Genomic DNA, 17,593 nt, shown 5'->3' with positions numbered 1-17,593 from the left:
ACACTATCTTTTAATATATTAAAATGCTATAATCGGCGTTGTTTAATAATTATCAATTAGTCATGATATACTGTCATCCCGTGGTCAAGCCACGGGATGACAGAGATGAAATTGATCCGCACAGCCTACGGCTGCTCGCAATGACGAGGTAATACCCACGCGGGCAATACCTCCTTACAATAACGTAGCTTAAAAAATTAAAAATTATAAAATAATATGTTATTTAAAGTATTATACAAAACGATTATTACATTAGCTCTAATTTATTTCGTACTGATTATCTTAGAATATGCACGCCAAGGTTTTATTAATGATTTATCATTACAAAAAGTAGATTTATCTATTCAGAATTCTATAAAAGAGCCTATTTATTTAGTTTCTTATGCCGACGGTCCGGAATATGTTTATCATAATCAAAATGCTACTACTCACTATGCGATTAATAAAGGTATAGATTTCATATTTAACTATAAGAAAAAGTATATAAATCAAGCATTTATAGAAAAAAATCAAGAAATTTTTAATGAACCTGCAGGAGCGGGGTTATGGCTATGGAAACCTTATATTATACTTGAAACAATGAAAAATGCACCGGAAGGAGCTATTATAGTATATTTAGATTCAGCTTTTGTTATTAAAAAGCATATCAATAATTTAACAAATCTTTTAGGCGATAATGATATATTACTGGTACATGATCGCGATCGTAAAAACGGTAGTTTTGTTAAAGGCGAAACTTTTGCTTTAATGGATTGTCTGAACGAAGAATGTAGAAATAACGATCATATTTGGAGTGCAGTTATTATTATGCGTAATACTGAGCTTTCTCGTTCTTTTATTGAAAAATGGCTAAGAAGTTGTGAAGATATTAGAATTCTTTCAGGCAAAGATTATAATATTCATCCTAATTACGATGAATATAAATGGCATCATTCCGACCAATCGGTACTTAGCCTTATATATCACAAAAATCCACAATCGGTTAAAGTAATAGAATATGAAGAAACGACACCTTTCTTATCTTGGTTTCACCGTAAATATTCAAATAGTTCACCGTTAAAGCCGTGGTATAGCATATACGGTATAGAGCCTATAATAAATTTCAATACTAACGGCAAAGTTTTACCTTCTACCGCTCTTATAAACACTCCACCGATTGTTAGACTTCGTAAATGGATTATTGAGCATCAATGATTAGCTTTGCCTGCGTAGCTCTTGAAAAACGCTCCGTTGTCATACCGTGGCTTGTCCACGGTATCCAGAAAACAATTTAAAATACTAATAATTAACTGGACCCCGTGGTCAAGCCACGGGGTGACAGCTATAGTTCACATCTATAGTTCTCTTACTTTAAAAAAACTATAAGATAAGGTAAGTACTTTAATGTCTTGCATTTCAGGGTCAAGCTCAAAATCCTTATCTATATAAAATGTAACCGGCATTAAGACTTTTTCGCCGGCTTTTAATAATTGTTCTTCAAAACAAAAACAATGAATTTTTACGAAATATTTTCCTGCTTTATTTGGAGTAACATTATATATGGATGTCCCTATTATATCGTTACCGCCTAGATTCTCTGTTTCATAGAACACGAGAGTATTCTGCCCCGGAACAATTTGCACTCTTTGCTGCCTTGGAATAAACCGCCAAGGTAAGTTTTTATCAACATTAGCATCAAACTCGATAATTATAGGCTTAGTACCCTTTACCTTTGAATACACACTCACCGTTTCTTTTGCAGTAGTGCCGCCATATCCTGTAACCTTACAAAATAAATTATAGATAGGCACTGAAGCAAAGCTTAGTAACACCATACTAATTATTAGTCCTAGCAGGGAAAAAGCTAGATTCTCATTAATTTTTTTAGACATTATTTGATTTTATTTAAAAATACTCTAGAAAAAGTTTATTTTAGATCATATATATGTTAGTATAAAGAAAAATAGTAAGGTTGGTATGACTAATAATATTAATGCATTAGCAATCTCTAGCGAATCAGGATTTTATAGCTACTTACAGAAAATCAATAAAATTCCTTCACTTACGCAAGAAGAAGAATTTTTATTAGCGAAATCCTATTTAGAAGAGAATGATTTACAAGCTGCACATAAATTAGTAACGAGCCATCTTAAACTTGTTGCAAAAATTGCAAGTGGCTATAGAACTTACGGTCTTCCTATTACCGAATTGGTTTCAGAAGGTAATATAGGTTTAATGCAGGCAGTAAAAAAATTCAATCCTGAACTTGGTTTCCGCCTATCAACATATGCAATGTGGTGGATTAAAGCCGCTATTCAAGAATATATATTAAAATCTTGGTCATTAGTAAAGATGGGAACAACGGCTGCACAAAAAAAATTATTTTTTAGCCTTAATAAAATTAAGCATAAAATTACCAATTTATACTCAAGGGCTATTACTGCCGACGATTTCGTACAAATAGCAGATGAGCTAGGCGTTTCGGTTAATGAAGTTTCTGAGATGAATACTAGAATTTCAGGTCCTGATTTATCGTTAAACAACCCTATAAATAGCGACGATGCAGAATCAGGAGAATTAATAGAATTATTACCGGAAACACGCCCTACTCCCGAAACTATAGCTATTAATAAGCAAGACTCTACCGGTAAAAGGAAGTTACTATCAAATGCTATGAAGATTTTAAACGATAGAGAACTCCGTATTTTTACAGAGCGTAAATTAACGGATACTCCTAAAACTCTAGATATTTTAAGCAATGAGTATAATATTTCTAAGGAACGTATTAGACAAATAGAGAATACGGCTTTTGAAAAAATAAAAAAGTTTATCTTAAACCATAGTAAAAAAGTAGCTTAAGCCTTATTGGATTGTCATCCAGTGTCTTGACCTGCATGGATCGAAAAACCTACTCTATGTCATTCCCGCTTCCGCGGGAATGACATAAAACGATCCACGCAATAATGCTTTCACAGGAATGACATCAGTTCAGCACGCCTGACCATTCAGGGTCGGAAGCATCGGCTGGTGTTGTAATTTCTCTTTCATTATGACCTGTTAGGTCAATTGCAAATATTTTATTTTTCCCTGGAGCTTTAGCTCTCGACGGCCAACCTTTAGCAAACATAATAACTCGTCCGTTAGGCGACCAACAAGGGCTTTCGACTAAATATCCGCTTGTTATTATCCTTTCACTATTCTCATCATCTTGGGGGCATGCTTTCATAATTCCGATATTAAAAGTTTTTCCTTCAGCTCCTCTAGTAATCTTAGTAAATGCTATATAATCTCCTCTAGGCGACCAGCTAGGAGCAGTGTAAGAACCTCCACCAAAACTAATACGCTGAACGTCACTTCCGTCCGAATTCATGATATATAATTGAGGCACCCCGTTTCTATCGGAGTTATATACAATTTTTTTACCGTCCGGTGAATAGCTAGGAGAGGTATTAATACCGAATCCGTCAGTTAATTTATGAAGCCGTTTAGTAGCAAGGTCAATTTCATAAATATGAGTTGAGCCGTTTTTAGCTATCGACATTACGGCTTTTCTACCGTCCGGTGAGAATCTAGGGGCAAAAGATATACCGGAAAAATCACCTACTACGCTTTCTTTACCTGTTTTTAAATCCTTTTCATAAACAAGAGCTCTTCTTTTAGTTGCGTATGAAACATAAAAAATCTTATCCGCTGAACGAGCAAATCTTGGGGTTAATACTAGTGACTTTCCATTGGTAAGGTATTTATTATTAGCCCCATCATAATCCATCAAAGCAATTCTTTTTATTTTCGGTAAAGAAGTGCTTTCCGATACATACACTATTTTAGTATCAAAATAACCGGCATCACCGGTAATTTTTTCATAAATTTTATCGGCAATTTTATGTGCTGCTCTTCGCCATAAATTTTCCGGTACTTCAAGAATTTCGCCGGCAAGCTGTTTTTCAAGCAACGTATCCCATAATATAAAGCTAATTTTAAGCTTACCGCTTTCTAGTTTTTTAACTTCGCCGTTTACTAAAAGGCTAGCATTAATTTGACGCCATGCAGCAAAAAGCGGTTTATATTCTATTCCTGTCTTCTCTTCTATAAAAGATGCAGAGGAAATAGGACGAAATAACCCCGAAAGCTTTAAATCATTAGAGATAACTTTAACCACATCGTGACCTACGGCGTCATCAGCAGAACTATCAGCATTAAATTTATTAACTGCTATAGGCGTAGGATCAGCTCGCCCATGCTCAATATTTATTGTTTCAAGTGCATAACCTTTAAAGCTAAATAATAGTGATAGTATAAAATATATAATATTTCTCATATTAAATCTCAAAATACTCCTTTTTATCAAATTCCGTTATGGTTGTTGTATGTCATTCCTGCGAAATGAAGAATTGGGATACGAAGATCAACTTGGAAAAGATCAAGGAGTCTGTAAGTCGAGGAGCGGAGCGTATACTTAATACGTGAGCATCCGAGAACTTACAAAGACGACGTAGCCAATTTTTCAAGTTCATCGAGTATATACTACCCAAAAATCTTCATCAATTCTTCCCATTCTCTTTTAGCCATACCGCTAGTTTCATGGGTAACTTTTTCGCCGTTTATCATTCTTTTAATTACATCCAAGCCTTTACGTGAAATATTTGCTCCTTGCAAACGATATTCCTCAAAAGCTTCGTAAGTAAAAGGAACCCAAGCTTTGACTATCTCAAGCATCTTTTCGGCATAAACTCTAATTTCATATTGTGCGTGAGGGTCGGCACGCAATCTTAAGAAATGAAGCAAATTATGTAAATTAATTTTCCAATACCATTCCGTATAATAATTTAAAGTTAAATTCATACGAGCAAGCTCTCTTGCTATTCCTGTGGTATTCTCATCTATAATATTACCATCTTCATCGGCATTCATCAGCTCTTTATAATGCTCATAACACTGCTTAGCATCTTCCTCTAAGATTGCAAGAACCTTTTCAGCCACTTCTTTCGGTAAACTATCACTTTCTCTACATTGTTTATTTACGGCAGATTGGGAAGCAATATTTGCCGGTTCTGGTAAATAAAATTCGTTGCCTAAAATAGAGTACCTTGCCGAATATTCGTTAACGCTAGCTGTTCTATGCCTAATCCATTGCCTTGCAATAAATATCGGTAGTTTAATGTGAAACTTGATATCACACATCTCAAAAGGAGTGGTATGATAATGACGAAGCAAGTAGTTTATCAGCCCTTTATCTTGGTTTAGCTGCTTCGTACCCTTACCGTAAGAAACACGAGCCGCTTGTACTATAGCACTATCATCCCCCATATAGTCGATAACTCTAATAAAGCCGTGATCTAACACTTTTATAGGCTCGTATAAGATTTCTTCAAGTGCCGGAACTGTTACTCTTTTTGTGGTGTTGTGCATTCTATTTATCCTTTATGTTTTTCTTTAAATTAACCTTTTCGATGTCATTCCCGTTTGGTATTGCCTACGTGTATACCTATGTCATTTCTGCGAAAGCAGGAATCCAGCATAAAGCGAGATAAATCGAGCTTTTAATTTCAAAAATTTGCTGTATTAATACTTATTTTCTGGATCCCCGCTTTCGCGGGGATGACATAAAACGGTCCACGCAACAAGGTCGGACAAGCCACGGCATGACATTTCACGACAAATAACTATATAAATTCTTACCGTTTCTTTTTAGCCATAATTTTGCCGGTTGGTATTCAGGATATATATCCTCAACTAGCTCCCAAAAATTTTCGCTATGATTCATTTCTTTTAAATGCACCATTTCATGAGCTACTAAATATTTCAGTACTTCAACGGGAGCAAAAACTACTCGCCAATTAAAAGCAAGATTCCCTTTGCTACAACAGCTTCCCCAGCGAGTAAAATTTTCCATTATTCTAATATTGGAATAAGTCAAATTATGTTTTTTAGATATATTCTCTACTATTATTTTTATTTCTGCTAATTAATGTCTTTTTAAGAAATACTTCTATACTAAGTTTTTTTAGTACCGTACTGCAATATACTTCTAACGTAGAATCATTTAGTTTTATCTGATTTTTAGACGAATCAATATGTATTATTTCATAAGATTTTCCCAAAATAGAAATCTTATCTTCATCCTTTGGTATCACAGTTACATTACGGCGTAATTTTTGCCTAACCCAATATTCTTTACTTAACAGAAAATTATGACCTTTCTCTAGCTTTACCTTAAGAGGCAATACAAGCTCTGCACCTTTAGGCGTAATTCGTATGGCTATATTTTTAGCTTTACCACTCCTCCTTACTATAACATTTTGAGGTTCACCGTATTTAGTAAGAGTAATAAAATCTTCCATTTAAAATTCTATATATTTACTCGGATCAACCGCTATTTTGTTTTTACGCATCGCAAAATATAACTTATGTTCTACATGTCCGATAACACTATTTTTAGTAATTTTATCACCTTTTTTAAGTAACAAATCGTCTAAACTCGCATATGCTACTTCTAAATCGTCTTTATCTAACTTAACTATTACTAAATTACCGAATTGTTTATTAAAACCTGAATATATTACCGTTCCTGCGGCTATCGATTTAACTTCGCTATATTCTTTAGCGGCAATATCTATCCCTTTACTTTTACCGGCTTTAAACTCGGTAATAATTACCCCGTTTAACGGTTTTACAAAGTTTGACTGCTCTATCTCTTCTTCATCTTCATTCCGAGATATAGGAATCTCAATATCATCATTATCATCTTCTATAATTTTTGCCTTTGGTTCTTCGAGTCTACCGCTAACTTTTTCTGATACGGAATCGTCTTCCATAGTTCTTTGAACTATCAACCCCTCATCATGTTCTAATTCGGTAGAATTATTATTTGCAGTAACATCTCCTACTTTATACTCAATTGGAGCAGGCGGCTGTTCAACACAAGCAACTAAACAAAAACATATAACGATACTAAGTGCAACAGGATATTTCATATATTTAACAAAACTATTATTTACATTAGAAAACAAATCTTACATAGTATATAATTTTTATCATTATTTTCCATCAAAAAATTAACTATGAAAACTTATAATATTGTCATAGCTAGTGATCACTCAGGTTATGAGCTTAAGTCTGAAATTATCAATTATTTAGAGCAAAAATCTTTAAAGGTTTATGACTGCGGAACGAATAATACACAAACCGTCGATTATCCTGATTATGCTAAGAAAGTAGTAGATATTATTATTGAAAAATCAGCTCCTATCGGTATTTTAATTAGTGATACAGGAATTGGTATGTCTATAGCCGCTAATCGTAGCTCGGAAATAAGAGCAGCTTTGTGCCATAATATGTTAACCGCTGAAAACGCTAAAGCTCATAATGACGCTAATATCTTAATACTCGGAGCAAAAACCATAGATCACAAAATAGTGTTTGATATTATAGATAAGTTTTTAACCACTAAATTTGAAGGCGGTAGACATAACGTTAGATTGTTAAAAATAAAAATATATTGACTTTACTCACATTATCTAACATTATTTCACATAGTACTCATGTAAAAATAGTGAAATGAATCTACAAGATTTTTGTATACATAAAAGACTAAATCTTAATCCTTCAGTAATTGAAGAAATTTATACAAAAATTTCTGGAATTGAAGGAGTAAAAAATAGTTGGTATATTACGGGACAAATCTTACCTCAAACACTAGATCGTCTTACACGTTCAGTAATTATCACTTCAACCGGCTCCTCCAATCGTATTGAAGGTAATAAACTTACTGATGAGCAAGTCGAAAGTCTATATAAAAATCTAAGTGTTAAAAAATTTAAGACTCGTGATGAGCAAGAAATAGTTGGATATTTAAAGTGTCTTGAATTTATCTTTAATAATTATGAAGAAATTAGTATTACGGAATCATTTATATTAAAGTTACATAATGATATGTTGGTTCATAGTGAAAAAGACGTAAGACATACAGGAAATTATAAATTTGGATCAAATCGTGTAGAAACAAAGATCATAATGGCAATGTAGTCGGTACAATATTTGATCCAACTCCACCTTATTTAGTAAAAAAAGAAATGCAGGAGTTAATAGATTGGTACAATTTGGCAGTTGATAATAAAACTAAGCATCCTTTAATCATTATTGCTAATTTTATTTTTGAGTATTTAGCAATTCACCCATTTCAGAACGGGAATGGTAGAACAAGTAGATTACTAACTAATTTATTGCTTTTAAAGCATGGTTATTTATTTGTTCAGATTATTTCTCATGAACACATTATTGAAGCAAATAAAATTGATTATTACATGGCACTTAATAAAACTCAAGCTACATGGAAGACAAAATCAGAAGATATTACCGCTTGGTTGATTTTTTTTAAATGTGGTTAAATCACAAAGTACTAGGGCATTACAAATAATTAAAAACGATAATATATAGTATTTGTTATCTGCAAAACAATTATAGTTAGAGTATTTTTAGGTTTTGGTAAAATATGTTTCAAGTTTTTAACTGATTTATTTATAGGTATTACCATAAAAGAATTATCTTGCACTATTAGCTCTAACTTACTTCCTGTAGATAAATTTAATTTCTCTCTAATATAACTTGGAATTGTCATTTGCCCTCTATTAGTGAGAGATACAAGTTGTGCTTTCATAATGATCTAATTGTAAATATTTTCAGTATAAATTAATAATAACAGGAATAATTTAATAATGCAGCATTATAATTAAATTTCCTATAAAAATATATATTTAACTTGATGAAACATTATTATATATTCGATAAACCATAATATGAATAGTACTGCTTAATATGAATCTTCAAGAGTTTAAACAAAAATATAATTACGATGTTACAACGAAAATGATGCAACAATATCTAGACATTAAATTTGCTCATTTAGATTGTTTACTACTATTTAGAATGGGTGATTTTTATGAGATGTTCTATGATGATGCAATCTTAGCCAGCAATGTACTCGGTATTGCCTTAACAAAAAGAGGTAAAAACGGTGAAGAAGAAATTGCGATGTGCGGAGTGCCTTATCATGCTCTTGAGAATTATTTAACTAAGCTAATCGAAGAAAATTATAAGGTTGCTATTTGTGACCAGCTTGAAACCCCTGAAGAGGCAAAAAATAGAGGCGGCTATAAAGCGGTAGTTACTAGAGACGTTACACGTATTATAACTCCAGGAACTATAATTGAAGAAAATTTAATTGCTTCAGCCGAACCTAATTATTTAGCAAGTCTTGTAATACCGAAAAATAAAGAAACGGCTAGCCTTTGTTATGTTGATCTTTCTACTTCCAAAATTTTTGTAGTTAATGTACCGGAAACGGAAATTCTTAATGAGCTTGCCCGTCTAAAACCTCGTGAAATTCTGCTTAGCGAAAATCTAAGATCTTCGAGTCTCGCGGATAGTATTTTCAAACAATTAAATTTTCGCATTACCTATCAGGTTGATAGTTTTTTTGCGATTAATAAATGCGAAAAAATCATTTTAGACTTTTATAAAATGAAAGATATTAAAGGAATCGGTGAGATATCTAGCAGTCAAATTTGTGCCATAGGTAGCATCTTAGAATATTTATCATTAACGCAAAAACAAAATATTCCTCATTTACCAATCCCTAGAATTATCAATTTTCATAGCTATATGACTATTGATTTCGCTACTAGACGCAACCTTGAAATTGTAACAAACTCACAAGGGGCCCTGAAAGGAAGTTTACTAAACACTCTCAATCATACGGTTACCAAACAAGGCGGACGTTTACTATATAATTTTCTTTCAAGTCCTTTAACCAACATTGCTAAAATAAATCATCGTTTAAATATTACCGAGTTCTTTTATTCCAACTTAGAAATAGTAAAAAGAATTAGAGAACTTCTAAAAAAAACTAGTGATATAGAACGCTGCCTAACACGTATTACAATGAACAGAAGTTCAGGTCGTGATTTACTTAGTATTAAATATACCTTGGAAGCTGCAACGATTATTAAAGGAGTATTTTTTGACGCTTACGGTTTTAATTTACCTGATTTTATCGAAAAAATTATTAAACCTCTATCAGGCGATGCAGAATTATATAATTTAATAGACGAGAGCATAAGAGAAGATGCACCGAATAATTTAAATGACGGGGGTATAATAAAACATGAATATCATCCGAAAGTAGCCCAATTACATGATTTAATTAATAACGGGAAATTACATATTGAAAAGCTAAAAGATCAATATCGTAGAGAAACTGGAATAGACAGTTTAAAAATATCTCATAATAATGTTATAGGGCTTTTTATCGATATTACCGCTAAAAATGTTAATAAAATCCTTGATCCCAAATTTATTCACCGTCAAACAACGGTTAATAATGTCCGTTACACTACTACTGAACTACAAAAGCTTGAAAGCGAGTTAGTCAACGCTAAAACCTTAGTAATAAGCTTGGAAAAAGAATTATATGCGGATATTTGTAACCAAGTAATCGAAAAAGCTTCCTATTTACGAATGCTTGCAAGCTCCTTAAGCGGGCTTGACGTATTTTGTAATTTTGCATATATCGCTGATGAATATGATTATGTTAAGCCTGAATTTACCGACGATTTAAGCTTTGATATCGTTAAAGGACGGCATCCTGTAGTAGAGAAAGCACTACAACGAGAAAGCAAAAGCTTTGTATATAATGACTGTCATTTATCGGAACTTGAGCGTATTTGGTTAATTACCGGTCCTAATATGGCAGGTAAAAGTACTTTTTTACGTCAAAACGCCATTATTGCAATCATTGCTCAAATAGGTTCGTTTGTGCCTGCTAAAAGTGCCAAAATAGGAGTAGTCGACAAGATATTTAGCCGAATAGGTGCTGCTGATGACTTAATTAAGGGACAATCAACCTTTATGGCAGAGATGCTTGAAACCTCGGCAATTCTTGCTCAATCTACAAAAAACTCACTAATAATACTTGATGAGGTAGGTAGAGGCACATCCACTTATGACGGTGTATCTATAGCGTGGTCGGTGCTTGAATATATCCATGATAAGCTAAAATGTCGCTGTTTATTTGCAACTCACTATCATGAACTTACTGTTATGAGTAATTTCCTGCCGGCTTTGCAAAATTATACTATTGCTATTGAGGAGTCAGGTAAAGATATTCTATTTTTACATAATATTATATCAGGGGCTGCCGATAGATCTTACGGTATTCATGTTGCAGCTTTAGCAGGACTCCCTGCCAGCGTTATAAATAGAGCTGAGCAGATTCTGCTTAAATTTGAGAAAACTTCTACCGGTAAAGGAAAAAACATTTTATCAACGGAATCAAATAATTTGAGCTTGTTCAATCTTGAACCTAATAAAACTATTATAAGCAGCAAATTAGATGAACAATTTAGAACTATCGACCCTGATAAATTATCTCCTAAAGAAGCACTTGAGTTGATTTATGAGTTAAAGAAGTTGGTTTGAGATTAATGCCTGCGAAAGCATGGATTCAGTAGTCTATATTGTCATACCGCGACTTGATCGCGGTATCCAGTAATATTTAACTACTACAAATGTTTCTAATGGATACCGTGGTCAAGCCACGGTATGACAGCTTGGACACTTTTCCAACCAATATTTACTACAGGCAAAAAAATTGGGATTAGCGAAATTTTCTTTACCGTAAGTAATTTCTTGTCCATGTGTATCTAAAATATTACCGCCGCCGGCTTTAATTAAAGCATGACCTGCCGCTATATCCCACTCCATAGTTGGACTGAATTTTGGATATATATCAGCTGCTCCTTCAGCAATTAAGCATAGTTTAATTGAACTGCCTATTGCATTTATTTGACCGAATGAATATTTACTTAAAAATTCTTTAGTAGCTTTATTTGAATTATAAAAACCTATTACCGCATTAAGCTCTTCATGTTTAGGTTCATGATTAACAAATATTTCTTTAGAATTCTGTTCGATTTTTAACCGCCCCTGTACATCGGTATAATATAGCTTTGCTGTTTCAGGGTGATATATCAAACCGATAGCTGGAAGACCGTTTTTAATAAGCCCTATATTTACCGTATATGTATTTTTACCGTTTACATAGCTCCGTGTCCCGTCAATAGGATCAATTAACCAAAAAGTACTACTACTTAATATAGGTAGCGGCTGCTCTTCACATACTATAGCTATTTGAGAGGTTAAGCTTCGTAGAGTTTGATAAATTATTTTACTAATTTCCTTATCAGCATTAGTGACTACTGACCCATCTGATTTAATATCAGTCAATATTCCTGCCTTTTTTATATCTAGTGCAACCTTACCGGTATTAATAATTAAATCTTTTAAAGCATTAATTAAATTGTCATTCATAATTATTTATTTAACATCTTTGCAGCCGTATCATCTTCTAACCACTGACCGGTATTTAAAAACGTAGATTGCTGCAACTCAGCGATTTGATGATCAGGTGACCCTGGTAACATTTGCCACCCCAAATATTCAATTCCATAATACCCTATATCAACCATGCTTAAATAAGAGTACATATTTTCTAAATCTTTTTTATTATTTGCAAAAATTACTATTTTTGTAGGTTGTTTTGGTATAATTTTTAAGAACTCTATAAGAGTTTTTACTCTATTTATATTACCGGTAAATATTATACCTAAATAAAAAATAGGTGCTCCAGCATCGCTTGGATTAAATCTAAATACATCTTTATCATTAACTTTATTAGTAAAATTAATATTGAGTCCGTAAAGTAAGGTATATAACCATCCTTCATAATTTTCAATTAAATTACATGGAGCAGTTATTTCTTGAAGACCTAAAACTGTTGCACCTTGCTGTTTCATCTTATTAATTAAATCTACCCATTTAGATTCAACAAGCATCATTTGACGCTGCACTATCAATTTTGCAATAGTTTTATTAACTGATGCGTTATCCGCTGCAAGACTATATAAATATTTAGTAAAATTTATATAAGAATTATCCCGGTATCGAAATAATTTGGATTTCGGTGTTATAATAGTATTATCTATATTTATAAGTACCAGCGTATCTGCATCTATCTTCGGTAATAAATTTTTCATTGTTACCGAATCTACAGAGTAAGTAGGAATAATTTGACCATAACTTACACACGAAATAACTAAGCAAAGTAAGCTCAATAAAACTTTATTGATTTTTATCATAAGGATTTTTACCTTTCGCATTATTATTCTTTAAAGGTGGATTATTTCTTTTTAATTTATTTATTTGAGGTATTAAATCACCAATGGTTTTAGTATAATATGCAGCATCTTTATTTTCCGGAGCATTTTTATTATTATAATGATAACCAATAAATAATATATTAGAACTATAACTATTAAGCTGAAATTCCATTGAGCTTAGCAATTCTACGCTACTACTAATCATTATAAAGCATTTCGGTATAAAATTCATTTGAACAAGGAAATTGAGCATCATTTCCGCTTCCGATATATTATTACTCGTCAATATACCCTTATAAAATACCGGATAAGTATTAGCAAAACTGTCTAAATTATTAAAAATAATATAATTATTGTTTGGAAAACTATTTGAAAAATCAATATTGAAATTTTTCTTTAAATAATCAGCAAACCATATTTCAAATTTAGGAATATTATTAAAATTACCGGTAAAGCCATCATTTACTGCTATTATAGGGATTTTACTATTACTCATTTCATTTACAAAATTTGGAAAATCAGCTTCTTGTAATTCTTTCTTATAACTATCATTAGTTAAAATCAATTGATTTATATAAATAGCTTTTGGATTTTTATTAATATTAAGCAAAAGAGGAGTTAGTGTACGATAAATATCTTTATCAATTTGTTCAACGATAGGCACTAAAGACTTAAACAGAAATTCATCTAACACCGTTACTACTAATAAATCCTGAGGTAGATAATTTTTATTATAATTTTCTTTAAAATCTTGTTTTATTTTATTTAAACTATCCACTTCTATAATTTCTGCTTTAACTAAGGAAGTAATAAATAATAGTACGATGAACAAATATTTTTTAAACATTTACGGTTTCCGTTTTTTTAAAGGCAGTGTGTCACCCGGGGGTTTTTATGTCATTCCCGCGTAGGCGGGAATCCAGCATAAAGCGATATAACCTCAGCTTTTAATTTTAAAAATTTGATATATCTATACTTTTTTCTGGATTCCCGCCTTTAGCTAGGAATGACATAAACGAGCCATGCAACAAGACCGGCAGGGCCACGGTATGACGATTGTTATATATTAGTGTTACCACATCATAGTGCTAATATCAATCCATATTAAACTATAATATGGTAAATATGTTTGGAAGTTTTTTTAGCTCGCTTGGCGGCGGCATAGGAAATACATTCGGAGGCGGCATATTTTCAAGCGTGGGAAGATTTGCCGGTAAAATGCTTGGTGAGTATTTAGATCAATTAAATCACGAACCGATAGAATATGACAATATTAAAAATTTCAAAGAAAGTTTTAAATATATAACAGCTAATTACGGCGAAGCTATACCGTTAATTTTCGGTACTGCAAGAGTTAACGGAAAAATAATTTGGGCAGACACAATAAAAGAAATAGCAAATAGTAGCCGTCATAAAGAATATTTCCCTTATTTTCATAACTTAAAATCCGTTACTAATTTTACTGAATATAGCTATTTCTTTTCTTTTGCAGTTAGTATTTGCGAGGGAGAAATTACCGAGATTAACAGAGTATGGGCAGGTGATAAGGTAATAAATTTAGGTAAATATAATTTTAGATTATATAAAGGCTCAGAAACACAATTACCCGATCCTTTAATTGAAAACTATCTCGGCAGCGGCAAAACTCCTGCTTTTAGATCGCTTAGCTATATAGTATTTGAGGAACTACCTCTAGAAGATTTCAGCAATATTATTCCAAATTTCTCATTTGAAAGGTTGAAAATCTAATCAGTAGCATCAACATGATTCCGGGATCAGGCGAATTTGTTTACGATACGGAAGTACAATATAAAACTCAAGCAAGTTCTTACGGCGGCGTTATAAGCCATGAGGCTATTAACTCCCATAATCATTATAATATTGCGGATAGTGTATTTAGTCTCAATCAGCTACAAAATACCTGCCCTAATATTAAATGGATAGCACCGGTAGTTTCTTGGTTCGGCGATAGTTTAGATATAGGCTATTGCAGCATAAAACCGGCTATAGAGTTTAACGACCCTCTAACCTCATATTCATGTACTTGGCAAGTTGGTCGTTATAATAGAGTAAATGCTAAAATTATCTCTAAAGATGAGCATGACAACCCTCATTACGGCGGCACTGTTAATGATGCTAGTTTAGTGCGTTACCTAACCGAGCTTAAAAGACGTAATTTAAAAATTATGTTTTATCCAATGTTTTTCATGGATCTATCAGGTAAACCATGGCGTGGGCATGTAACAGGTTCTGCAAATGCAGTAAGTAATTTTTTTCATAAAGCGGACGGCTATAATAATTTCATTCTTCACTATGCAAGGCTTGTTAAAGATTACGTTGATGCCTTTATAATCGGCTCGGAACTAATCGGCATAACTTCTATAAAAGATTCAGCAAATAATTTTCCGGCAGTGCTAGAACTTATAAATCTTGCTCGTTTAGTAAAAGAAATATTAGGAAGTAATGTACAAGTTACTTATGCCGCTGATTGGTCGGAATATCATTATACTAGCGGCGGGTGGTATAATTTAGATCCGTTATTTGCCTCCCCTTATATTGATTTTGTAGGTATAGATGCTTATTTCCCTTTAACTAGTTCTTTAAGTTCTCAGATAACTAAAGAAGAAATTATGAAAGGTTGCCACACCGGCGAAGGATATGATTATTATTTAGACGGTAACGGTAATAAACAACCTCTATCTGCTGCTTATGCTTGGAAAAACGTAGAGTATTGGTGGAAAAACCATCACTATAATCCTGATGGAAATCGAACAGCTTGGGAGCCGAAAATGAAAAAAATATGGTTTACCGAGTTTGGCTTTCCATCAATAGATAAAGCTCCAAACCAACCAAACGTGTTCTTTGATCCTAAATGCACGGACGGCGGTAGCCCTAAATATTCCTCGGCAAGTACGGATTTCTCCGTACAACGCACGGCTATTAAAGGATTTATAGAATATTGGCAAACGCAAAAATATATAGAAGAAATGTTTTTATGGACTTGGGACGCACGCCCCTACCCTGCATGGCCGCACGGTAATATTTGGAGCGATAATCATTTATGGGGAAAAGGACATTGGGTTAACGGCAAATTCGGCTCTTGTAGTCTTGCGGAGATAATCCTTGAGCTATCTGCTAGAAGCGGTATTGACCTACAGAAAATTGATATTTCTACTATTGACGAAGTGGTAGACGGTTTTATTTTGAATAAAGTTTTATCTACAATAGATGTTATTAATTCTCTAAGAATATTTTACTTTTTTGATGTGATAGCAAGCGAATGTGAAAAAATTAAATTTCTGAAGCGAGGAGCAGGTAATTTAGAACATCTAAGCAGTGAGAGCTTAATAAAAATTTCAGATAATAGCTATTTAAAGCAAACGGAAATAGCTGAAGAACATATTATTAGCAAGCTCAGTATTAACTTTATCGACAGGTTTAATAATTACGATAATTCCTATTGTTATATAAGCAATGAAACAGGTTCAAATAGCCCTACCCTTAACGTCAAAATCCCTATTATCTTATCACTACCCGAAATAGAGAGGATAGGAGGATTAATCTTAAAAAATGCTTCTATAGAAAGTAAAGTAATTAAATTCCTAATACCTTCCGTCTTTCATGGGTTTAAGCCAGGCGATTTTTTAATACTGCATTATAACAAACTTAAATATCAAATTAGAATAGTAAATATACAACTACTTTCTCTAACTTCTTATGTTACGGGCGTTATAGATAATCTATCTTCTTATTATTTGCCAGCTGCAAATATTTTATCTGGTTTTGAGCAAAACACAAATGAGCAAATCAAATGCGTTATTCTTGATCTACCATTTAATGTAGTGGAAGGAAATGATCAGCCTTACCTAGCCGTTTATTTACAGAGTAATGTTAATGAAGCCTTATATGTGTCTACAGACGGCAGAGATTATACTAAAATAACAAATTTAACTAACCGGACTTTTATAGGAAGCGTTATCAGCTTTACTTCAAACTCTCTTACTATTAATTGTAAAAGTTTTGAAACGCTAGTTAATGATGATTGGAATTTGGCAGCTTTTGGTCTAGAAATTATAAAATTCAAAAGATGGGAAAAATTAGATATTGATACTTATAAAATAAGCGAAATAGTTAGAGGCGAATTTGTTACCCAAAACTTAATTCGCTCTCATCTTCAACACGAAAATTTTATTTTACTTAAAAAGAATTTTAATATCATTCCTGTAGCTAAAAAATTAAAAGGTAAAAAAATATATTTTAAAGTCGGCAACCTATCATCTATAGAAATAACTTTCCAAAACAAAGCTGGATTGTAGATAAAAAATTTTATATTTCTATTATATCATTTTGACTAATTTTGGTCAAAGTATAGCATAGAATTAGTTCTATATGTTAACTAA

General features: G+C 32.7%; 17 protein-coding genes and 2 pseudogenes. 9 read left to right on the top strand and 10 right to left on the bottom strand.

Annotated features, from left to right (window positions below; all coding sequences use genetic code 11):
- Positions 1-216 precede the first annotated feature (216 nt).
- Positions 217-1,194, top strand: coding sequence for a hypothetical protein (locus AC5587_RS02820; protein WP_499162782.1), 978 nt, complete (start codon positions 217-219; stop codon positions 1,192-1,194).
- Between the two features lie 21 nt (positions 1,195-1,215).
- Positions 1,216-1,365, top strand: coding sequence for a hypothetical protein (locus tag AC5587_RS02815; protein WP_410527294.1), 150 nt, complete (start codon positions 1,216-1,218; stop codon positions 1,363-1,365).
- On the opposite strand, the gene AC5587_RS02810 is transcribed toward AC5587_RS02815, so the two are convergent.
- Positions 1,335-1,871 (bottom strand): cytochrome c oxidase assembly protein, encoded by a 537-nt coding sequence (locus tag AC5587_RS02810; RefSeq protein ID WP_410527295.1) that lies wholly within the window; start codon positions 1,869-1,871, stop codon positions 1,335-1,337. The genes AC5587_RS02815 and AC5587_RS02810 overlap by 31 nt on opposite strands.
- Positions 1,872-1,956: 85 nt before the next feature.
- Between AC5587_RS02810 and rpoH the strand changes: the two genes are divergently transcribed.
- Complete coding sequence (gene rpoH, locus AC5587_RS02805; RefSeq protein WP_499162781.1) at positions 1,957-2,838, top strand: RNA polymerase sigma factor RpoH; 882 nt, start codon at positions 1,957-1,959, stop codon at positions 2,836-2,838.
- Positions 2,839-2,962: 124 nt separating this feature from the next.
- On the opposite strand, the gene tolB is transcribed toward rpoH, so the two are convergent.
- The 4 genes and pseudogenes from tolB to AC5587_RS02785 all read right to left on the bottom strand — a co-directional run bounded on the left by tolB (position 2,963) and on the right by AC5587_RS02785 (position 6,989).
- A complete protein-coding gene (gene tolB, locus AC5587_RS02800; protein WP_410527297.1) occupies positions 2,963-4,297 on the bottom strand; it encodes a Tol-Pal system beta propeller repeat protein TolB in 1,335 nt (444 codons plus the stop codon).
- A 206-nt stretch (positions 4,298-4,503) separates the two neighbouring features.
- Positions 4,504-5,388, bottom strand: a complete 885-nt coding sequence (thyX, locus tag AC5587_RS02795; RefSeq protein ID WP_499162780.1) for an FAD-dependent thymidylate synthase — start codon at positions 5,386-5,388, stop codon at positions 4,504-4,506.
- Between the two features lie 241 nt (positions 5,389-5,629).
- Positions 5,630-6,320: pseudogene (locus AC5587_RS02790) on the bottom strand (M48 family metallopeptidase).
- Positions 6,321-6,989 (bottom strand): murein hydrolase activator EnvC family protein, encoded by a 669-nt coding sequence (locus AC5587_RS02785; RefSeq protein ID WP_499162779.1) that lies wholly within the window; start codon positions 6,987-6,989, stop codon positions 6,321-6,323.
- A 51-nt stretch (positions 6,990-7,040) separates the two neighbouring features.
- Here AC5587_RS02785 and rpiB point away from each other — a divergent pair, with 51 nt between their 5' ends.
- From rpiB to AC5587_RS02770, 3 genes are read left to right on the top strand one after another with little or no spacing between them, the layout of a single operon-like run.
- Positions 7,041-7,481: a ribose 5-phosphate isomerase B gene (gene rpiB, locus AC5587_RS02780; RefSeq protein ID WP_410527301.1), complete on the top strand. Its 441-nt coding sequence runs from the start codon at positions 7,041-7,043 to the stop codon at positions 7,479-7,481.
- 55 nt (positions 7,482-7,536) lie between these two features.
- Entirely contained in the window at positions 7,537-8,004 is a 468-nt protein-coding gene (locus tag AC5587_RS02775) for a Fic family protein (RefSeq protein WP_499162778.1), read from the top strand.
- Between the two features lie 47 nt (positions 8,005-8,051).
- Entirely contained in the window at positions 8,052-8,366 is a 315-nt protein-coding gene (locus AC5587_RS02770; RefSeq protein ID WP_499162777.1) for a Fic family protein, read from the top strand.
- Positions 8,367-8,395: 29 nt separating this feature from the next.
- On the opposite strand, the gene AC5587_RS02765 is transcribed toward AC5587_RS02770, so the two are convergent.
- Positions 8,396-8,635: an AbrB/MazE/SpoVT family DNA-binding domain-containing protein gene (locus AC5587_RS02765; RefSeq protein WP_499162776.1), complete on the bottom strand. Its 240-nt coding sequence runs from the start codon at positions 8,633-8,635 to the stop codon at positions 8,396-8,398.
- A 158-nt stretch (positions 8,636-8,793) separates the two neighbouring features.
- Here AC5587_RS02765 and mutS point away from each other — a divergent pair, with 158 nt between their 5' ends.
- Positions 8,794-11,454, top strand: coding sequence for a DNA mismatch repair protein MutS (gene mutS, locus AC5587_RS02760; RefSeq protein WP_499162775.1), 2,661 nt, complete (start codon positions 8,794-8,796; stop codon positions 11,452-11,454).
- 111 nt (positions 11,455-11,565) lie between these two features.
- Here the strand turns inward: mutS and AC5587_RS02755 are convergent, their stop codons facing one another.
- The 4 genes from AC5587_RS02755 to AC5587_RS02740 form a co-directional block, all read right to left on the bottom strand.
- Positions 11,566-12,345 (bottom strand): 3'(2'),5'-bisphosphate nucleotidase CysQ family protein, encoded by a 780-nt coding sequence (locus AC5587_RS02755; protein WP_499162774.1) that lies wholly within the window; start codon positions 12,343-12,345, stop codon positions 11,566-11,568.
- Positions 12,346-12,347: 2 nt separating this feature from the next.
- On the bottom strand, positions 12,348-13,193 hold the full coding sequence (locus AC5587_RS02750) for a DUF2608 domain-containing protein (protein ID WP_499162773.1): 846 nt from the start codon (positions 13,191-13,193) through the stop codon (positions 12,348-12,350).
- On the bottom strand, positions 13,156-14,040 hold the full coding sequence (locus AC5587_RS02745; protein WP_499162772.1) for a DUF2608 domain-containing protein: 885 nt from the start codon (positions 14,038-14,040) through the stop codon (positions 13,156-13,158). Before AC5587_RS02745 ends, AC5587_RS02750 begins: the two co-directional genes overlap by 38 nt.
- Positions 14,041-14,146: 106 nt before the next feature.
- The gene (locus tag AC5587_RS02740) at positions 14,147-14,272 is read right to left on the bottom strand and encodes a hypothetical protein (protein WP_499162771.1); all 126 of its coding nucleotides are present in this window, start codon (positions 14,270-14,272) and stop codon (positions 14,147-14,149) included.
- A gap of 46 nt (positions 14,273-14,318) precedes the next feature.
- Here AC5587_RS02740 and AC5587_RS02735 point away from each other — a divergent pair.
- Positions 14,319-14,564 (top strand): annotated as a pseudogene (locus tag AC5587_RS02735) (host specificity protein); the annotation flags it as partial.
- Positions 14,565-14,956: 392 nt separating this feature from the next.
- On the top strand, positions 14,957-17,509 hold the full coding sequence (locus AC5587_RS02730; RefSeq protein ID WP_499162770.1) for a glycoside hydrolase/phage tail family protein: 2,553 nt from the start codon (positions 14,957-14,959) through the stop codon (positions 17,507-17,509).
- The last annotated feature ends 84 nt before the right edge of the window (positions 17,510-17,593 follow it).

It is taken from the genome of Rickettsia endosymbiont of Hedychridium roseum, assembly GCF_964028255.1.
Taxonomy (GTDB): Bacteria; Pseudomonadota; Alphaproteobacteria; order Rickettsiales; family Rickettsiaceae; genus Rickettsia; species Rickettsia asembonensis.
Note: the sequence above shows the minus strand (reverse complement) of the source record. Positions and strands in the feature narration are given on the sequence as shown.